Here is a 19,934-nt window from a genome sequence, read left to right as displayed (position 1 = left end):
TTTTAGAAAAAAAAAGGGGGAAATTAATTCCCCCTTCCTCCTCTGGATCCTGAAGAGACGCTTCCGCCACCTCCCCGGGATCCACCGGAACTTACGCTTCCTCCTCCAGAACTAAAACCTCCACTAGAGCTTCTACCGGAAGAGAAGCTAGATGAATTGTTACTTCTACTTGGTGTATAGGTTCTGGTATTTGTTCCACTTCCTCTATTGTAAGAAGGAGAGCTTGTTCTTCCTGGAGCAGTGCTTCTGTTGTAGGAAGGACTCATAGATCGATTGTAGGAAGGACTAATGCCTCTTCTTGAATTGTTGTAATTATTCATTCCCCGGGAAGGGATAGAAGATCTGCTGTTTGAAGTACCGTAACTCGGTCTTGCACTTAACATTGCACTTCTGCTTCTAGTTGCAGATGATCTATTCATGGCGGGTGAATTCACGTTTCTCGAGGATTCAACTCGTGACCTTCCTGAGTTATAATAATCGTTTTGGCTACTACCGAAATCACGTGCGGAAACTCTATTTCTTTCTGATGAAACCAAGTTTCTTGAAGCGGTTCCCATGGCATCTCTTCTTGCCTGAGCTCTCGCGGTACTTGGCAAGGCAGCAGATCGAGCTCCGCTGTAGTTGGAACCGGCCAAAGTAGCACCTCTAGTGGGTCTGCTTGAGCGAATTACTCTTCTGTTTGCATATTCTCCACCAGGAAGAATATAGGTAGGTCTGTAGGAATAAAAGGAGTTATACATAGGATAGCCTCCCCAACCAAAATATGGATTCCCCCAAGTTGGTCCCCAGAATGGATCATAGAATCCTCTATAACCAAAGGATGGTCTGAAAAAACTACTGTAATAACCAAATCCGAAACCCAAGTTTAGGCTTAATCCTGGTCTGAAACCCCATGATGGCCCCCAGAAAGGATCATAGAACCCAAAACCCCATGGATTAAAGCCACTCATGAACCCCATATTAAAGGCCAAAGCAGAATTGAAAGTTGTTCTTGCTGGAGCTCCTCCTACATAGTAATTATTGTAAACGTTGATATCTGGGTTGCCTTGGTCAACGCCGTCTTCATCAAAATATACTACCTCGTCTTCATCTGCGGTTTCATCTGCCTGATATCTGGAGATGTAGTCCGGATTTACATTTCTGCTGCTGAAGTTTTCTTGAGAATAACTGTCAGTATCCAACGAGTTCAAATTTTGAAATGAGTCAGGATTGTTGTTTTGTACAGCATACTCATTGACCATTCTGGCATCTGAAGCCATAAAATACATGTTGTCAGAAGCACCACTTGTAGCAAGGTTACTTGTACTACAAGAAGCCAAGACTACAGAGCCCAGAATTAATGAAGTGGTTAATATGGTTGAATTCTTCATGGTTGAAGTTAGATTGTTATCTTCTTATACGAGTTGTGGCATGAAGGGTTATTCTTTTTAGGTATATTTGCCACGCTACAATTTAGCAAATTTATAGACAATTCATATCCCAATCAATATAGTATGAGTAAAGGACTACCTAAGCGCAGTGAGGATTATTCCCTTTGGTACAACGAGTTAGTAAAACGAGCAGATTTAGCTGAAAATTCAGCAGTAAGAGGTTGTATGGTCATCAAGCCCTACGGCTATTCTATTTGGGAGAAAATGCAGGCCCAGCTAGACCGGATGTTCAAGGAAACCGGTCACACCAATGCATACTTTCCTCTTTTTATCCCGAAATCTTATTTAAGCAAAGAGGCATCCCATGTGGAGGGTTTTGCAAAAGAATGTGCAGTTGTTACCCACTACCGCTTGAAGAATGCTGAGGATGGAACTGGGGTTATTGTCGATCCAGAAGCGAAACTTGAGGAGGAGTTGATAGTAAGGCCTACCTCTGAAACCGTGATTTGGAGCACTTATAAAAACTGGATTCAATCTTATCGTGACCTTCCTCTATTGGTTAATCAATGGGCCAACGTGGTCCGTTGGGAAATGAGAACGCGCTTGTTTCTAAGAACCGCCGAATTCCTTTGGCAGGAAGGCCATACCGCTCATGCAACCAAAGAGGAGGCTATGGATGAAACAGTTCAGATGATGAATGTCTATGCTCAATTTGCTGAGGAATACATGGCCGTTCCGGTTGTGAAAGGAAGAAAAACTGAAAATGAACGTTTTGCAGGAGCCGATGAAACTTTCTGTATCGAGGCAATGATGCAAGACGGAAAAGCTTTACAGGCTGGGACTTCCCACTTTTTAGGACAAAATTTCGCAAAAGCCTTTGATGTGAAATTTGCCAACAAAGAAGGTGGCTTGGACTATGTCTGGGGGACTTCTTGGGGTGTAAGTACACGTTTGATGGGAGCATTGATCATGGCCCACTCCGATGATAACGGATTGGTATTACCTCCCAAGTTGGCACCAATTCAGGTAGTGATTGTTCCGATTTATCGAGGAGATGCTGAATTGGAAGCAATTTCCGAAAAGGCCAATGAAATAATGGTGGAGCTTCGCAAAGTGGGTATTTCCGTGAAGTTTGATAATCGTGATACTCATAAGCCCGGTTGGAAATTTGCGGAATATGAATTGAAAGGGGTTCCGGTACGTATCGCTATTGGTCCAAGAGATTTGGAAAACGGCACCATTGAAATTGCAAGAAGGGACAATCTGTCCAAAGAGCAGTTTGAATTGTCCAGTCAACCTATACAAGAAAAGATTTTGTCGCTATTGGATGAAATCCAGAATAGCATTTACCAAAAGGCCTTCAATTTCAGAGAAGAGAAAACCACAGAAGTGAATAGTTGGGAGGAGTTTAAGTCTGTTTTGGAAACTAAAGGTGGCTTTGTATCAGCACATTGGGACGGTACATCCGAAACGGAGGATAAAATCAAAGAGCTCACCAAAGCTACGATCCGCTGCATACCTTTGGATCAAAAAGAGGAGGAAGGCCAATGTGTATACACGGGGAACCCGTCCAAGGGCAGAGTCCTTTTTGCAAAAGCTTATTAATCGTAAACCCGGAATTTTCCGGGTTTTTTTGTTACAGTCGGTTAGGGTATTGGAGATTCTTGTATTTTAGGAACCTAAAATCATACAGAGATCATGACAATTTTGATTTTGTCCAGCTTATTGATCATTGGGCTGATTCTGTTGCTGGCAGAAGTGCTTTTTATTCCAGGGACTACAGTGGTAGGGGTCATGGGTCTTGCCATAAGTTTGGCTGGAGTCGCCTATGCCTTTATAAGCTTTGATCCTGAGATTGCTTGGTGGATTACATTTATTGCGGTGATTGTGAATCTTGCAGTAGTGGTATATAGTTTCAAATCAGGAGTCTGGAATAAATTTTCATTGAAGTCTTCCCTGCGGGGGGGAACATTTGATGAAAGAACTCTTGGTTTGGAAGAGGGGATGTTGGGTAAAACCGTGTCAGATATCAAACCCTATGGCAAGGCTATGTTTAATGATTCGATCTATGAGGTGAAATCAGTGTCTGGTTTTATCCCGGTTGAAACAGAAGTGACCATTTTAAAAATAGAAAACAATAAAATTTTAGTTAAATAACAATTATGGAACCATCTAATTCAATGTTTATTTTGCTCGCTGCGTTTGCAGGAATCATATTACTTTTCATTTTTTTATACTTCGTTCCGGTCAATTTGTGGATTACCGCCCAATTTGCCAACGTACGTGTAGGTATTGGTGAACTGATCGGAATGAGAATCCGAAAAGTACCACCAAGTGTAATCGTCAATTCGCTCATAACAGCAACCAAAGCTGGATTGCAATTGACAACCAACGAACTGGAAACCCACTACCTTGCAGGAGGAAATGTTCCCAATGTAATCCGTGCCCTGATTTCTGCGGATAAGGCAAATATTAATTTGTCTTTCAAACAAGCCACAGCTATTGATTTGGCTGGTAGGGATGTGTTTGAGGCAGTGCAGATTTCCGTAAATCCTAAAGTAATTAATACTCCAAGTGTTGCAGCTGTTGCAGCTGACGGGATCCAGCTAATAGCAAAAGCAAGAGTGACTGTTCGTGCAAATATCGCCCAATTGGTAGGTGGAGCAGGAGAGGATACTATTTTGGCCAGAGTTGGGGAAGGTATTGTTACTTCAATTGGATCCGCCGATACCCATAAAAGTGTACTTGAAAATCCGGACAAAATTTCCAAACTTGTTCTCCAAAGAGGATTGGATGCAGGAACGGCATTTGAAATTCTTTCCATCGACATTGCGGATATTGATGTAGGAACCAACATTGGGGCAAAACTTCAGATTGACCAAGCTTCGGCGGATTTGAAAGTTGCAGAAGCCAAGGCAGAAGAGCGTCGGGCAATGGCTGTGGCCTTAGAGCAGGAGATGAAAGCCAAAAATGTAGAGATGAGAGCCAAAGTAGTGGAAGCTGAGGCGGAAGTTCCCAAAGCCTTGGCTGAGGCATTCAGGTCCGGGCAATTAGGAGTAATGGACTATTACAGAATGGAGAATATCAAGTCCGATACATCAATGCGAGAATCCATCGCCAATTCGGATACGGATTCCAAGGAATCCGGAAAAGGAAAAAATGAGAAGAAATAAGAAAGGGGCTTAATCGCCCCTTTTTCTTTTCTTTCTACTGTCTTCAGGAATCTGAACCAAAACTGGTTCGTAGGTTGCCTTTGCATAAATTGAACGGGACGAACTATCCCAGATGATTTCTTCATATACAATCGGCAGTAAGGTGTTCCCACTTTGATCCAGAATGCCGGTTTTTTGATCTTTGCCTACTACCAGCCATTTTCCATTTTCCATTCGGATATAATCAAATTCAACAGGTAAAATCAAATTCCCGTCAATGTCTATGATGCCAGTTTTTCCAGCCTTTTCAACCAAAAAGTACTTGCTTTCTGTTCTATAGATTCTTTCATAACCGTCTTCGGAAATTTTTTCACCTGATTGGTTTACTAAATAAATCAGGTTGTCTTTGGTGCCAAAAGCGATTCCCGACTGAAAGGGGCCGATCTCATCCCATTCAAAGTGGCCTACATTTATTCCCTGTTGATTGACAAGTTTCCATTTTCCTTTTTGGTAGGTTGTTCCTATCCCTTCCGAAAAGGCTCTCACATCCATGAAATCTGGTTTAATGACCCATTGGCCATACTTATTCACGAAACCCTTTGATCCATTTTGCCGAGCAGGGAAAAGCCCCTCATTTCCATTTTCGATTAATTCTGTGGCTTCCATGGGTTTTACCAACCAGCCATTTTTCCCATAAAGGCCCAGACTTCCATCTCTGAATCTGATATTGTACAAGTCTCTATCGATTTGCTTTACATCAACCATCCCGACTGTGTCGTAAAGGATACCGCTTTCTTTCATGATCCTTCGCAGTTTGCCATGGATATATTCGGTCATCAGCTGATTTTCATATCGGATCTCATGGAAGGAGTTGTAGCGAATATTTGCCTTGATTAGATCTCCTTCAATCAATAAATATTGGTTTTGATCATACCCATAGAAAAAGTTGCCCTTAGTATGGATCAGTCGGTCCAATATGGGTTCTAAAACCAAGTCTCCATTAAGATTGGCCAAACCAAACCCTTCCTCCGTACTGACAAGTAAGTAATCACCTTCGTTTTCTTCAACAAAGTCAAATGCTTTATCTGGGGTTTTTGAAAGTGGGAAAAAATATTTCCCTTCCCTTTTCAGAATAACAAGTCCTGTGTTAGTGATCCACCCTTCTTCCGCATGGCCTATGGAAGAGGTTTTGCCAGATCCTCTTTGGAAAAGGAAAAACTCTGTTCCTTTTTTTGCCAAAAGTAGGTTGTAAAATGTCTGGATTTCCTCATATTCAGGTTCCAAAGCTTTCTGACCATATTCATGGAATGCTCCAATTCCATTAGGACCTTTAACTATTATCCATGGGGAGAGGTATTGATGGATTTCACTGCCCTCCAGGTCAACAATGGGCTTCATTTCGTTGGAAAGTAGATACAAACCCAATTCATTTTTCCCAACTTTTGTATTTTCTCCTAAGAGTAATACTGACTGATAAACCAAGTGGCTTTTGAGTTGGAAATCACTGTCATATACCTCCCAACTTTGAGCCTGGGCTTTGAAAATAACGGAATTGAAGACAAGAAGGCTGAAGAGAGTAAAGATTCGGATCATTGGGTTTAATCGGAGGTAGACTCAAATATAAAAATGACCAAAGAACAGTTGCATCCTTTGGTCATTTTTTTGGGAAACCAAGTTTTATTTTTCTGATTTGATTTTGTCCAAATCAAATAAGTCGGAGATAATTTCAATCATTTCTTCGGCTTCGTCGCGTTTGCAGGCAGCCCTCAATTGTACCACAGGGACTTTTAGGATTTTCTGCATCATACTTTTGGTGATCTTGTCAATCACTTCAAATTCTTTTTCACTGGAATTTTTCATAAACCGACTTAATTCTTCCTGTCGGATCTGCTCCAGTGCCTGCTTTAGTTTATTGATGGTCGGGGAGACCAACATTTCTTTTTTCCAACCATAGAACTCCTCAATGCTTTCATTGATAATTTCCTCTACTCTTGGAATGGAAGAAAGACGCTTTTCAAGTGCCTCTGTGGCTTTGCTTCTGATATTGTCAACATTGTACAGGACCACTCCTGGAACGTCCTCAACTGTAGTTTCAATAGATCGAGGAACTGAAAGGTCGACCAAAAGCTTGTAGGATTGAATCTGAAATTTGCTTACCAGATTTTTGGTGATAAAAGGCTCAGATCTTTGAATGGAACTGACAATCACATCTGCCTCTTCCATAGCTTCGAAGCAGTCTTCGAAAGGAACCACTTCAAATCCCAATTCTGCGGCCAGCGCTTCTGCTTTTTCTTGAGTTCTATTCGTGATCTTAACTTTTGAATCCGGCAAATACACCATGTTTTTTGCAACATCCTCCCCAATTTCTCCAACACCAATCAATAGAATTCTAGGTTGGAAAGTATTTGAAGTTAGGCTTTCGATCAGCTCAATCGTTGCATACGAAAGGGAAGCCGCACCATCTCTGAAGGCTGTTTCCTGTACGATTCGTTTATTTGTGAAAAATACAGTGTGCATTAATCTATGCAAAAAAGGACCTGCCATGTCCAAGTCTGCGGCCGCTTGATAGGCTCTTTTTACCTGATTGGAAATCTGGATATCTCCAACTACCTGAGCTTCCAAGCCCATTGAAACCCGAAACAAATGCGTGATTGCTGACCTGTCATCATTGAAAATCTCAAAATAATCTAGGTAGCTGACCACGTCTGTTAGGCCCTTTTCCAAACCTATCAATTTGATAATTTCTGTACTTAGGTCCAGTTCGTGGTTATAATAAACCTCTGTCCGGTTACACGTAGAAAGGATTAGGGTATCATTCAAACTGAATAAATCCTTCAGTTTCAATAATATACTATGAATGCTTGCTTCATCCAGTGAGATTAGCTCACGGATTTGAACAGGGGCAGTTTTATGGGATAAACTTAAAGCTCTGAACTTGACGGACATTCTATACACGTATGCATTACAAATTTAACAGACAAACGTGGGGCAACGCTCCAAACTTGAATTCAAATCATTAATTTAGATGAAGTCTAAATTATTTTAATGTGCAAAGATCGATAAAATTGACATATTAATCTAATATTCTTAACTTATCAGTTATCGAGTTTTTCTATCATCATTTTTGCTATGTTTTCAAATTTTTTCTTTTGGCTAAAGGTAAACTTAGGCTTTTCCAGAAAGGAATCAAGAGGTTTTATCATTTTGACCCCCATTTTGTTGTTATTAATTCTCAGTCCTTTTCTTTTGCGGGAATTGCGGGCTGGCGCTCATCGGAATACTAATTCCAGAATCAGATTTCTTTTGGATAGTCTGGAGAGCAAGGGGGTAAACCTGTTACAATCTTCCTCTCCTGTTTTTAACCCTATGGATACAGCTAGGAGTACTCCAAAAGCTCCATCTTTAAGAAGGATTCCTTTTTCAGAAAGTGATTCAATTACTCTTCAGATAGTCCCAGGAGTAGGACCGGCATTAGCTTCGCGAATTATTAAGTTTAGGGAAAATTTGGGTGGGTTTCAGGATAAAAGCCAATTGGGAGAGATCTATGGATTAAAAGCAGATGTGATTGAGAAGATCTGGGATTACTTTGATTTCGATCCGGGGATAAGACAAAAAATTAAAGTGAATCTATGGGATGTGGGTGATTTGGCAAAGCATCCGTATATAGGTTTCGGAGAGGCAAAAGTTTTAGTGGCTTTTAGAACCCAACATGGTCCGTTTCAGCAAGCAGATGACCTTCTGAAGATCAAGATCTTCGATCGGGAATGGGTAAGGAAAATCAGCCCCTACCTTGATTTTGATGATGGAAATTCCCCCTAAATGAGTCATCTTTGGATAATGAAAGAGCAGAATTTTACCATTCAATTACCGAAACTTAATCTACCGGATTTTGAGCCTAGATTATCGGAAAAGGAAGGTAAATTCTGGGTATTTGATTCTCTGAGGAAAAAAGATCTGGTGCTGACTCCTGAAGAGTGGGTTAGGCAGCATTGGGCAAATTATTTGATTCATCATCTAAATTATCCCAAAGGTCTTTTTTCAATGGAAAAGGGATTGAAATATAACCAATTGCAAAAAAGGACTGATTTGGTCGTTTGGGACCAAGAGGGTATGCCGTATTTATTGATAGAGTGTAAAGCACCAAATATTTCAATAAATCAAAAAACACTTGAACAGGCATGTCTGTACCATCAAAAACTTAAGGCAAAGTTTCTAATCCTAAGCAATGGCTTGAAGCATGTTTGTTTAAAGTGGTCACATGAGGAAAATAGGTTTTTACAGGAAAAAAAATTCCCTTTATCTCCAATTTGATCTTAAAATTTTATGATTTGCATCAGCCTTTTTTTAACTTGATACCATCTATTAAATAGAATATTATATTATGTCTAGTACTTTACATAATACCCGATGTGAGCTATGCGCAAGTAGGAAATTTTCGCTTTTTTCGGAGTTGTCTGAGCAGCAAGTTTGCTCCATTTCGGATAACAAAAACCTGATATCGCATAGAAAAGGACAGATTTTATACTACGAAGGAACAAAGCCCCTTGGGATTTTCTGCATTAACGAAGGGGTAGTTAAAGTTTATAAAACAGCGTCCAATGGCAAGGAACAAATTGTGCATCTTTCCAAAAAAGGTGACTTTCTAGGATATGCCGCCTTATTAGGAGAGGAGAACTATACCAACTCTGCTATGATTATTGAGGATGCTAAAATTTGCTTTATTCCCAAAGAGGCATTTTTGAACACTCTTTTAACTAATACCCAATTTTTCAAAAGAATTACCAAGCAATTGAGTCATGAAATTGGAGTAATGGAAGAAAAACTTACAGATGCTACCCAAAAAAGCATCCGTGAGCGTTTGGCTTATGTTTTACTTTACTTGGCAAGTTGTTACGGGGTAGAAGGTGGAGAAAGTCAAAAGATCGATCTTATTTTGAGTAGAGAAGAAATCGCAGGGATTGTGGGTACCGCTACCGAATCTGTCATCCGCTTGCTTTCCGAATTCAAAAAAGACAACCTAATTGAACTTGAAGGAAAAAAAATCATCATTAAGGATAAAAGAGGTTTGGCCCGTTTATCAGATTTTTATGCTTAATCGAAACTGAAAAGCCCTAGAAGGAGTTTCATTCGTATGAGGCCCAAGCAGAATCTTATTTGCTCAATCTTAAAGCCTGTCATTTTGGTGACTGGCTTTTTGATTTTAAGTCAACCTTTGTTTTCCCAATCAATGGCGTATAAGGCACTCCTGATGACCTTGTATGAGAATGATTTTCCTGTGCTAAAGCCGATTGAGATTACTGATTTGGATAAGTTTAATGTTCTGGATGCACGTGAGGAAGAGGAATTCAAAGTCAGTCATTTGCCTGGGGCAACTTGGGTTGGGTTTGATACTTTTTCTATGAAAAATGTCGAGTCTCTGGATAAGGAAAAGCCTGTCTTGATTTACTGTACTGTAGGGGCTAGATCTCAGGAGATCGGGAAAAGGCTCAGGGAAGCCGGGTTTAAGCAGGTATTTAATCTCTATGGAGGAATAATTGAATGGTCCAATCAGGGAAGAACGCTTGAATCAGACGGAAAGCCTACAACCAAAGTGCATACCTATTCAAAGTCTTGGGGGATCTGGCTTACAAAGGGAGAAAAAGTCTATTAATTCCAAAAGTTTATTGTGGAAGTTTCCTGCTTCCAATAGTTTTACCATTAGTACTATCTCTTTTATGGCTCCGCCTAGTCTCATGAGAATCTTGTATTTTATTTTAATGTTCGGACTTTTCTTGGGCTGTAAAAATGTGACACCAGGAATGGCTGGCACGAAGGCTCCAAGCCATCAAATTTGGGATGGGCTCTTGCGAAAACATGTAAGTTCCGATGGGAAGGTGAATTATAAGGGTTTTATTCAGGATCGAGCAGAATTGGAAAAATATTTAGACCTGCTGAGCCAGAATGCTCCAGACCGAAAAAACTGGTCAAAAAACCAACAGTTAGCTTATTGGATTAACGCATACAATGCCTTTACTCTCAAACTGATTGTTGATAATTACCCCACAAAAAGTATCCGGGATCTCGGACCAAAATTGAAAATCCCGCTTTTAAATGATGTTTGGCATTATGAGTTTTTTCAAATTGGAGGTCAAAAATCCAGTTTGGATGAGATCGAACACTCAATTTTAAGAAAGGAGTTTGACGAACCCCGAATTCACTTTGCAATAAATTGTGCATCTGTATCCTGTCCCCCATTGTTAAATGAGGCCTTTGTCCCTGAAAAGTTGGAAAGTCAACTGGATCGAGTTGCCAGGGCTTTCATTAATGATCCAATTCGAAATAAGATCAGCCCTGAAAACCTTAATTTATCGTCTATATTTTCTTGGTTCAAAGGGGATTTTACCAAAAAAGGAAGCCTTGTAGACTTTCTAAATCAATATAGTAAGGTCAAGATCCTGGCTAGTGCGGACATTTCATATTTGGATTACAATTGGGATCTTAATGAATAGGACACAAGTTTTTCGGTATTTTCACCAATCAAACCCCTTAAGCATATGAGCCAATCCAGGCATGTTGTCATTATTGGAAATGGAATTGCGGGTGTGACCTTTGCCCGTCACCTGAGGAAAAAAGACCAAAATGCCTCAATCACCATTATTTCTGGAGAGTCCGCCTATTTCTTCTCTCGAACAGCGCTGATGTATGTTTTTATGGGGCATATGAAATTTGAGCATACTCAGCCCTATGCGAATGATTTTTGGGAGAAAAATCGAATCGAACTCAAGCAGGCCTGGGTTGAAAGTGTAGATTTTTCTGCAAAAAAATTAGTCTTAAAGGAGGGAGAAGCAATCACTTATGACCAGTTGGTTCTAGCCACAGGGTCCAAGCCCAACAAAATTGGATGGCTGGGTCAGGATTTGGAAGGAGTTCAGGGACTTTATTCCAAACAGGATTTGGAGTTGATGGAAAGAAATACCGAAGGGGTAGAGAGGGCTGTAGTTGTAGGAGGGGGATTAATTGGAATCGAAATGGCGGAAATGTTGGCTTATAAAAAAATTCCGGTGACGTTCCTTGTTCGTGAATCAGGCTTCTGGGATATCGTTTTGCCTAAAGAAGAATCCGAGTTGGTAGGCCGCCATATTTTAGAACATCATGTTGATTTACGGTTGGAGACTGAGCTTGAGGAGATACTTCCTGACTCTTCAGGAAGAGTAAGAGCAGTAAGAACCAAGTCCGGTGAGGAAATTCCCTGCCAGTTTGTTGGGCTTACAATAGGCGTGAAACCCAATGTGGAATTTCTTCGAAACAGTGGATTGGAATTGGGAAGCGGAGTCAAAGTGGACCGCTTTTTTAGAACCAATATCCCGGATGTTTTCGCTATTGGGGATTGTGCTGAGTTTCATGAGTCACCCGCTGAAGGCAGGAAACGAATTGAGCAGGTTTGGTACACAGGGCGTATGCACGGCGAAACTTTGGCTTACAATTTTATCAATAAACCAGTCCCTTACCAACCTGGGGTTTGGTTTAATTCAGCCAAGTTTTTTGATATCGAATACCAGACTTATGGCACAGTTCCACCCAAATGGGATGATCAAACGCTGAAAAGCTTTTATTGGGAGCATGCCGGAGGGAAGGTTGCATTCAGAATGTTGATGGAAAATACAGGAAAGGTTTTAGGTGTGAATAATTTGGGGTTTCGCCTCAGACATGAATTTTTCGATCAGGCGATTCGGGAAAAATGGGATGGTGTGAAAGTGATTTCATTGTTAGAACAGGGGAATTTTGACCCTGAGTTTTTCGCACCCTATTACCTTGAAATCCAAAAAGCCTTCAAGAAGCAATTTGGAGGGGATTTTCAGCCAAGTAAAAAATCATTTATTCAAAAATTATTGGGAGCAAGGGTATGACAGGGGTTCAGAAAATTGGAGTTATTTTCTTTTTAGTAGGCTTGGTTGTTTTCACCGTTTTGCCTTTTGTGGGTACTTATACTCTGACGGAAGATTTGGTTAGAAGCAATACCAAAGAAATCCATCAAGATAAAATGACCGAGATCTTGGCTCCTTTGTATGGTGAGAAATTCAGCTCAAATTTTTCATTCCTTTCAGCATTTGGAGAGCATTTCGATACATATAATGACGGTTTAAAGTCCCAACAGCTTTGGGATCAGGTGATTTGGGATGATTACAGTTTTGCTTTGGCAAAGGCAGCCTTGGAAAGTCCGGTTCGGGATTACCCGTGGTATTTCTTGGGATTGTCTATAGGTCTTGCTGTGCTAGGAGGCTTGCTTTATGCTTTCCCTTTATATTCTCAAGAGCCTGAAGGAATTAAAAACAACGGGATATTTCATTCCAAATTGATGAATAGGGGCTGGATGGGAATTGCAGCCGGAACTTACCTCATCCTGTTTTATATACTGCTTTATTGGTTTCCTGCTTATTTGGTCAATGTGGTAACCATGGTGGATCCGATCAGTACTTTGTTGAATGGAGGTCCTGCCAGTCAATGGTTTTTGTACGGTTTGATATATACGCTTGCGATTATTGTATTTGGAATCCGGATGTTCAGGAAATATCGGGGAAATAAATACCAGCAATTGAGAACTGCCTCTTTGATTTTTTTTCAGACAGGGTTCGCATTTCTTATTCCAGAAATATTGGTGTTGCTCAATAAGCCCTACTTTGACTTCAAGAATATCTGGCCCTTGGATTACGACTTTTTTTACGACTATCAGATAGAGACATTTTTAAGTTCTGGAGGAATTGGAATGTTTATGTTGGTTTGGGGAATATTACTTATTCTGATTGGTGTACCAGTTTTCACTTATTTTTTCGGAAAACGATGGTATTGCTCTTGGGTTTGTGGCTGTGGAGGCCTGGCCGAGACTTTGGGAGATCCTTTTCGCCAGCTTTCGGACAAGTCAGTAAAGGCCTGGAAATACGAAAGGGTAATCGTTCACTCTGTATTGGTTTTGGTAGTGCTGATGACGGTGGTGACTCTAGCCAACTATTTCTCAGGATTTAGCTTTTTGGGAAATGTAACGAACCAGCTACATTCGTTTTATGGATTTGCCATAGGCTCTGCATTTGCGGGAGTTGTGGGAACAGGGTTTTATCCCTTGATGGGAAATAGGGTTTGGTGCCGATTTGGCTGTCCTTTGGCGGCTTATTTGGGTTTGGTTCAACGATTCAAATCAAGATTCAGAATAACCACCAATGGGGGACAGTGCATTTCCTGTGGAAACTGCTCAACTTACTGCGAAATGGGAATTGATGTGCGTTGGTATGCCCAGAGGGGACAAAATATAGTTCGATCCTCTTGTGTGGGCTGTGGAGTATGCTCTTCAGTATGTCCCCGTGGAGTTTTGAAACTGGAGAATGGTCCTGAAAAAAACAGAATTAACGATTTGCCGATCATTATTGGCAATGATTCTATAAAGCTTAATCCGTAAATGATTTTCTTATACTTCCTGGTAGGGCTTTACGCCTTGGGAATGCTGTTTATTTTCCTGTATAGTCTGGCTCAAGGGCATTTGTTGCTGCAGTTCATTCTTGGCAGAAAAGAATGGGGAAAAACTCCTCACAAAACCCCTGAGAATTGGCCGAAAGTAACCGTTCAGTTACCGGTTTTCAATGAGCTATATGTGGCAGAACGCTTAATTGAATCAGTTTCCAAACTGAAATACCCTTCAGATCTCTTGGAAATCCAGGTGTTGGATGACAGTACGGACTCTACTTCTGACTTGATTATTAAAAAGTTAAAGGATTTTCCGGAAGTCAATTTCCGATACATACACAGGCAAAACCGAATTGGCTTTAAAGCGGGTGCCTTGAAAGAAGGTTTGGAAAAGGCAAGTGGTGAATTCATCGCCATATTTGATGCGGACTTTCTTCCTGATCCTGAGTTTTTGCTAAAGACCATTCCCTATTTTTCTTCAGAAAAAGTTGGGATGGTACAGACCCGATGGACTCATCTCAATAGAAATTATTCCCTACTGACGAGGCTTCAGGCCTTTGCTTTGGATGCCCATTTTTTCATAGAGCAAATAGGCAGAAACAGACAGGGAGCATTTATTAACTTCAATGGGACTGGGGGGATCTGGAGAAAAAGCTGCATCATAGATTCCGGCAATTGGCATGACGATACCTTGACAGAAGATTTGGATTTGAGCTATAGAGCTCAGCGCAAGGGATGGAAGTTTATATATCGACCTGAAATAGAATCTCCGGCCGAACTCCCACCAATCATGTCGGCAGTAAAATCCCAACAGTTTCGATGGACCAAAGGAGGTGCAGAATGTGCTATCAAGCATGCAGGTAAAGTCCTGAAGGAGCCTTGGCCATTTAGAATAAAATTCCATTCTATGGCCCATCTGTTCAATTCCACGATTTTCATAGCTATCCTAATAACCAGTTTGAGTAGCATTGCCGTATGGTGGTTTGGGGAGTTAGGATTGCTTTCAAGTTCATTGATGAAGTTGTCAGGTGTTTTTCTGTTGGGGTTCGTATTGATAGCTGGAGTTTATTTGATTTCCTATTTCTATGGGAAGCAGACTTTTCTTAAATCCTTTTTAGGAGTCATTTGGCAATTGCCCTTGTTTTTGTCAGTTTCAATGGCTCTGGCACTCCATAATTCCCAGGCAGTCTGGGAAGGTTTGACAGGAAAAAAATCACCTTTTATCCGTACCCCCAAATTCAACTTAGAGGGGGGAAAAGCGGACCTCAGGAGTAATCGTTACATTCATTTTCGGATGCCGGTTACCACTTGGTTTGAAGGAGTTTTGGCTTTGGTTTTTGGCACTATGGTGGTGTTGGCCATTTTGAAGCAAAATTTTCTCTTTTTGCCTTTTCATGCCATGTTGGCTTTTGGCTATAGCCTGGTGTTTATTAGTTCATTCAAATCTTATGGCTTCGGCCGATAATTTCAGCAAATGAATTCTTCTCCGATTATTGATGTAATCATCCCGGCCTTCAACGAGGAGCGATCTATTTCAAAAGTAATAGCAGAAATCCCCGATGTGGTTCGGCATATAGTAGTTGCCAATAATAATTCAACTGACCGTACAGGGGAGGTTGCAGAGGCAGCAGGAGCAAAGGTGGTTTTTGAAGGAACGAAAGGCTATGGGATAGCCTGCCTAACTGCCATGGAATGGATAAAGAACCAGGAAGTTCAACCTGACATTGTGGTGTTTTTGGATGGGGATTACAGTGACTATCCGGAAGAGATGCTTTCTCTGATCCAGCCTATACAAGAGGGCAAGGCGGATATGGTGATTGGATCCAGGGCTTTGGGGAAACGTGAATCTGGGTCTATGACCCTGCCGCAGGTTTTTGGGAATTGGTTGGCAACAACCCTGATGAAGTATATTCAGGGAGCCAATTACTCCGACCTAGGCCCCTTCCGTGCGATTGATTGGCCTAAGTTGTTGGGGCTTGGTATGGTGGATAAGAATTTTGGATGGACCATAGAAATGCAAATTAAAGCCCATAAGGCAGGATTGCGATATCTTGAAGTCCCAGTGAATTATAGAAAGCGGATTGGAGTGTCCAAAGTCAGTGGAACCGTTAAAGGGGTAATTGGTGCAGGGTATAAGATTATTTTGACGATTTTTAAGTATTGGTGATTGCATGGAAACAATCATGCAGTTTAATGAATTGAAACTTTTCTTATGAAATCACTTGTTCGAGGCTTTAGATTGTTTTGGATTGCTGTCCCCTTGTTTCTTTCTTCCTGTCATCCTTCGGTAAGAGAAGGAATGGATGAAAAACAGTTTGCTAACTATTGGTATCAGGGAAAAGCAGAAATCAATGTTTTTGATTTGAAGCAAAGCAGATATGGAGAAGAAAGGTCTGGGCAAGCGGTTATGATATTTGTGACCGAGGATTTTTCAAAACGAAAGCAGGTTAAAGTGGATCAGCCTGAGAATGCAGGAAAAGATGCAAAGAAAGCTCTCAAGTTGAATATGACGCGGGAGTTTGTGACCGGAGTTTATCCCTATCATACCATGCTTTCTATTTTTACTCCGGTAACTGAGGAGGTAAATTCCTTGAAAATCACTTCCTCAGTGACGGAATGGTGCGGGCAGGCATTTACCCAGCTGAATTGGAAGAACAATGCCTATCAGGGCCAACTCTTTTCCTATTTTGAGTCAGAAGGAGATCAGCAGATTAAAATCGATGCAAAAGCGGAGGATGAGTTATTTAATCTGATTCGGTTGAATCCGGATTTGTTGCCAACTGGAGACGTTCGATTGATCCCGGGTCTTACCTTTCAGCGTTTATCCCATATTCCTTTAAAGGCAGAGAGAGCGACAGTTTCTGTTAATGACCTTGGCTCAAACCAATCCGAAGTAGAGGTTGCCTACAAAGAAATTGGAAGAACCCTAACCATTCGATTTGAAAAGTTTTTTCCCTATGAGATTTTATTCTGGCAGGAAGGTTACACTCGTGAGGATGGTAAAGTTGAGCTAACTACAGCTACGAGATCCTCCATGCAAATGATGGATTATTGGAATAAGAATGGCAAAGAATTCGAACCTTTGAGAAAGGAATTGGGGCTTTGAATTCATCAGTCAAACAGGCTATTCATTTTTTGACTTGGCTGTCCATGCTGGCTTTGGTTTGGTACCTCGCTATGGAGGTTCCCAGAAGTGATTTCAATTCGAACCTGCTTATATATTCCTTGCTATTTCTAGGGATGTGGGTTTTATATAAGTTTGCCCCAAATTCCGAAAACTGGCTTTGGATTTTTATTGCCGGAATGGCCATCAGGCTTTCCTTGCTGCTTGCTACTCCGGAATGGTCCGATGATTATGCCAGATTTCTTTGGGATGGTCAGTTGGTGGAGGCGGGCCAGAATCCCTATGCTCAAATCCCTGAGGACTGGCTCAATTCCAATCCTGAAATGATTGATTCCTATTTAAGTCAGCTTTTTGAGAATTTAAATTCACCTTCATATTATTCAGTTTATCCTCCCTTAAACCAACTGATATTTTGGATTGCAGCCAAGGCAAGCAATGGGATGGTTTGGAATGGGGTGATTATAATTCGACTGATTCTGATTTTGGGAGAAATAGGCGTTTTCTTATTGTTTTTGAGACTTTTTGAAGAATTTAATATCCCACTGAATAGACTTTGGTTGTATTGGTCCAACCCTTTGATTTTGATGGAGATTACGGTCAATCTTCATTTTGAAGGGCTTGTTTTATTGTTTTTGCTTGCTTCAGTATTGAGCTTGAGTAGAAAAAAAATGGCTCTGACAGGTGGTTTTTGGGGACTCTCCATTGGGATGAAACTTCTTCCTCTGATTCTTGCGCCGGGATTCATTTTTTTCCAGGCTGTTCGAAATAAAAAGTTCTTTTGGGTCGGAGTGATTTTAGCTACCCTATTGAGTTTTGGCTGGTTGTTGACGGATCGATCCTACGTCAATTTTTTTCAAAGTTTAAAACTATATCAGGGGAAGTTCGAGTTCAACGCCTCAATTTATTACTTGCTGAGGGAAGTGGGATATTGGATAGAGGGATACAATACTATTTATTACTTGACCAAGATTCTGAGCTTGGCAACAGTAATTTCAATCTTCCTTTTCAGCTGGTTGAGAAGACCGGATAGTGTAATCCAGTTGATTGATTTATGGGTTTTGACCTACTTGGTTTATCTGATTCTTCAGCCTGTAGTCCATCCCTGGTACCTGATCCCAGGTTTTGGTTTGAGTTTATTGACAGCTAGGAGGGCTTTTCTGATTTGGTCTTTCTCTGTCATATTTTCTTATCAGGCATATGGCAATGATAATTTTACAGAAAGCCCAGTCTATTTGTTTGTAGAATATTTGATCCTTTCCGTTGGGGTTTACTTGGATTACTTTCTTAAAAAAGAAAAACTAACTTAATGCCATGCAATTAAAAATTCGTGTTCTTAGCTCAATCCTACTGGTAGTCCTTTTGGGTTCCTGTTCCTCTGGACCTGAAAAGCAAGCTAAAAATTTGCTCGAAAAAAGCATCTCTGCGCATGGTGGGATGGATAATTGGGAAAGTGTTGAAGTACTTAAGTTCAGGAAGTGGACCCGATTGCTAAAGGAGGATGGTTCTGTGGAAAGTGAAACTGACCAAAGTATGGAATTTCGCCTCAAGCCTTTTTTTGAAGGAAAAATCACTTGGATAAGTGACAGTGTGGAGCATGTCAGCTACTTTGATGGAGCTCAGATGAGGTATAGTGTGGGAGGAAATGAAATACAAAACCAGGATTTTTTGGCCGCTAAAAAGAAGGATATGGATGCTGCCTTTTATGTCATAGCGCAGCCTTGGAAACTTTTACAGGATGAAGGGAGTAAATTGACTTATGAGGGAGTTAGGGAAACCCCTTTGGGGCTTGCGGAGGTTATTCGGGTAGATTATGGCTCGGATGAGGATGTATGGTGGTATTATTTTGATCCCGAATCCTTCCTGATGACAGGAAATGAGGTGCAATTGAAAGACCATAGGAGTTTAATCGAGAACCTTTCGTCGAACAATTCATCTCCGTTTGTTTTCTATGGAGAGCGAAAAAGTTATAGAATAAATGAAAAAGGAGAAAAGCTGTATTTGAGGGCAGAATACCTTTATTCTGACTTTGAAGTAATCCTATAAATTTGTGCCTTCTTCCGTTTAAGAGAATTGAAATAATGAAAATGAGAATCCCTAAGTCCCTAAAAATGAAAGTAAAATATCTGACCGTATTGGTTGCAGTGGTTGTTTTAAACGCCTGCGAGACAAAAACCGAGGCGGAAAAAATCGTGGATGCTTCTATTGAGGCACATGGGGGGGAAGCTTATAAATCTGCGAAGATTGATTTTGACTTTAGACAATTCCATTTCTCCATTTATAAATCCCCCCAAGGTTTTGAATATATCAGAGAATTTCAGGATAGTACCGGGGCTGTCAGGGATGTATTGAATAATGCAGGATTTGTTCGTACTGTCAATGGGGTCAAGATTGATACTTTGACAGAAGAGCGGACCGGAGCTTTTACCCGTTCAGTGAACTCTGTGGCATATTTTGCTTTTTTACCTTATGGTTTAAATGATGAAGCAGCTGTGAAAACCTATTTGGGTGAGACAGAGATTAAGGGAGAAAGATACCATCTGGTTAAAGTGACTTTTAGACAAGATGGAGGAGGAGAGGACTTTGATGATGAGTTTCTATACTGGATAGGTGCCGATGATTATTATGTGGATTATATGGCTTACAGCTACCATACTGATGGGGGAGGAGTGAGGATGCGTGAGGTGAGTGCGGTGCAGGAAGTAGGTGGAATCCGTTTTCAAAATTATTTGAATTTAAAGCCTGAGGATAAAAATACACCTGTTGAAGAGATGGAGGAGCTATATGAAAACGGTAAATTGGAGTTGCTTTCAGAAATCAATCTTGAGAATATAAGAGTACAAATCATGAAATAGAAAA

Annotated in this window: 19 protein-coding genes; 16 read left to right on the top strand and 3 right to left on the bottom strand. The window is 40.8% G+C overall.

Annotation, left to right across the window (positions count from 1 at the left end):
- Positions 1-23: 23 nt before the first annotated feature.
- Positions 24-1,370 (bottom strand): hypothetical protein, encoded by a 1,347-nt coding sequence (locus tag P2G54_RS11340; RefSeq protein WP_275871199.1) that lies wholly within the window; start codon positions 1,368-1,370, stop codon positions 24-26.
- 123 nt (positions 1,371-1,493) lie between these two features.
- On the opposite strand from P2G54_RS11340, the gene proS reads away from it, so the two are divergent.
- The 3 genes from proS to floA all read left to right on the top strand — a co-directional run bounded on the left by proS (position 1,494) and on the right by floA (position 4,543).
- The gene (gene proS, locus P2G54_RS11335; RefSeq protein ID WP_275871197.1) at positions 1,494-2,975 is read left to right on the top strand and encodes a proline--tRNA ligase; all 1,482 of its coding nucleotides are present in this window, start codon (positions 1,494-1,496) and stop codon (positions 2,973-2,975) included.
- A 93-nt stretch (positions 2,976-3,068) separates the two neighbouring features.
- Positions 3,069-3,527: an NfeD family protein gene (locus P2G54_RS11330; protein ID WP_275871195.1), complete on the top strand. Its 459-nt coding sequence runs from the start codon at positions 3,069-3,071 to the stop codon at positions 3,525-3,527.
- A 5-nt stretch (positions 3,528-3,532) separates the two neighbouring features.
- Entirely contained in the window at positions 3,533-4,543 is a 1,011-nt protein-coding gene (floA, locus tag P2G54_RS11325) for a flotillin-like protein FloA (RefSeq protein WP_275871193.1), read from the top strand.
- A gap of 9 nt (positions 4,544-4,552) precedes the next feature.
- Here the strand turns inward: floA and P2G54_RS11320 are convergent, their stop codons facing one another.
- On the bottom strand, positions 4,553-6,115 hold the full coding sequence (locus P2G54_RS11320; protein WP_275871191.1) for a WG repeat-containing protein: 1,563 nt from the start codon (positions 6,113-6,115) through the stop codon (positions 4,553-4,555).
- A gap of 84 nt (positions 6,116-6,199) precedes the next feature.
- On the bottom strand, positions 6,200-7,468 hold the full coding sequence (gene hemA, locus P2G54_RS11315; RefSeq protein ID WP_275871189.1) for a glutamyl-tRNA reductase: 1,269 nt from the start codon (positions 7,466-7,468) through the stop codon (positions 6,200-6,202).
- Between the two features lie 420 nt (positions 7,469-7,888).
- Between hemA and P2G54_RS11310 the strand changes: the two genes are divergently transcribed.
- From P2G54_RS11310 to P2G54_RS11250, 13 genes are all read left to right on the top strand, one after another.
- Positions 7,889-8,341: a helix-hairpin-helix domain-containing protein gene (locus P2G54_RS11310; RefSeq protein ID WP_275871187.1), complete on the top strand. Its 453-nt coding sequence runs from the start codon at positions 7,889-7,891 to the stop codon at positions 8,339-8,341.
- Between the two features lie 18 nt (positions 8,342-8,359).
- Positions 8,360-8,833 (top strand): type I restriction enzyme HsdR N-terminal domain-containing protein, encoded by a 474-nt coding sequence (locus tag P2G54_RS11305; RefSeq protein WP_275871185.1) that lies wholly within the window; start codon positions 8,360-8,362, stop codon positions 8,831-8,833.
- A gap of 70 nt (positions 8,834-8,903) precedes the next feature.
- Positions 8,904-9,617 (top strand): Crp/Fnr family transcriptional regulator, encoded by a 714-nt coding sequence (locus P2G54_RS11300; RefSeq protein WP_275871183.1) that lies wholly within the window; start codon positions 8,904-8,906, stop codon positions 9,615-9,617.
- Positions 9,618-9,749: 132 nt separating this feature from the next.
- Positions 9,750-10,172: a rhodanese-like domain-containing protein gene (locus P2G54_RS11295; RefSeq protein ID WP_275871181.1), complete on the top strand. Its 423-nt coding sequence runs from the start codon at positions 9,750-9,752 to the stop codon at positions 10,170-10,172.
- Positions 10,173-10,320: 148 nt separating this feature from the next.
- Positions 10,321-11,010, top strand: a complete 690-nt coding sequence (locus tag P2G54_RS11290; RefSeq protein ID WP_345795472.1) for a DUF547 domain-containing protein — start codon at positions 10,321-10,323, stop codon at positions 11,008-11,010.
- Between the two features lie 45 nt (positions 11,011-11,055).
- On the top strand, positions 11,056-12,408 hold the full coding sequence (locus tag P2G54_RS11285) for an FAD/NAD(P)-binding oxidoreductase (protein WP_275871179.1): 1,353 nt from the start codon (positions 11,056-11,058) through the stop codon (positions 12,406-12,408).
- The gene (locus P2G54_RS11280; RefSeq protein WP_275871177.1) at positions 12,405-13,949 is read left to right on the top strand and encodes a 4Fe-4S binding protein; all 1,545 of its coding nucleotides are present in this window, start codon (positions 12,405-12,407) and stop codon (positions 13,947-13,949) included. The genes P2G54_RS11285 and P2G54_RS11280 overlap by 4 nt, the downstream gene beginning before the upstream one ends.
- Positions 13,950-15,419, top strand: a complete 1,470-nt coding sequence (locus P2G54_RS11275) for a cellulose synthase family protein (RefSeq protein WP_275871175.1) — start codon at positions 13,950-13,952, stop codon at positions 15,417-15,419.
- 9 nt (positions 15,420-15,428) lie between these two features.
- Positions 15,429-16,121: a glycosyltransferase family 2 protein gene (locus P2G54_RS11270; protein ID WP_275871174.1), complete on the top strand. Its 693-nt coding sequence runs from the start codon at positions 15,429-15,431 to the stop codon at positions 16,119-16,121.
- 45 nt (positions 16,122-16,166) lie between these two features.
- Entirely contained in the window at positions 16,167-17,060 is an 894-nt protein-coding gene (locus P2G54_RS11265; protein WP_275871172.1) for a hypothetical protein, read from the top strand.
- Positions 17,057-18,385, top strand: coding sequence for a glycosyltransferase 87 family protein (locus P2G54_RS11260; RefSeq protein ID WP_275871170.1), 1,329 nt, complete (start codon positions 17,057-17,059; stop codon positions 18,383-18,385). Before P2G54_RS11265 ends, P2G54_RS11260 begins: the two co-directional genes overlap by 4 nt.
- Before the next feature lie 4 nt (positions 18,386-18,389).
- On the top strand, positions 18,390-19,121 hold the full coding sequence (locus tag P2G54_RS11255; protein WP_275871169.1) for a hypothetical protein: 732 nt from the start codon (positions 18,390-18,392) through the stop codon (positions 19,119-19,121).
- A 41-nt stretch (positions 19,122-19,162) separates the two neighbouring features.
- Positions 19,163-19,930 carry a DUF6503 family protein gene (locus tag P2G54_RS11250; protein WP_275871167.1) on the top strand — a complete coding sequence of 256 codons (768 nt, stop codon included), beginning with the start codon at positions 19,163-19,165 and terminating at the stop codon, positions 19,928-19,930.
- The last annotated feature ends 4 nt before the right edge of the window (positions 19,931-19,934 follow it).

This window comes from Algoriphagus sp. CAU 1675 (genome assembly GCF_029222925.1).
In the GTDB taxonomy this organism is placed as follows: domain Bacteria; phylum Bacteroidota; class Bacteroidia; order Cytophagales; family Cyclobacteriaceae; genus Algoriphagus.
This window is presented reverse-complemented; position numbering and strand designations above follow the sequence as displayed.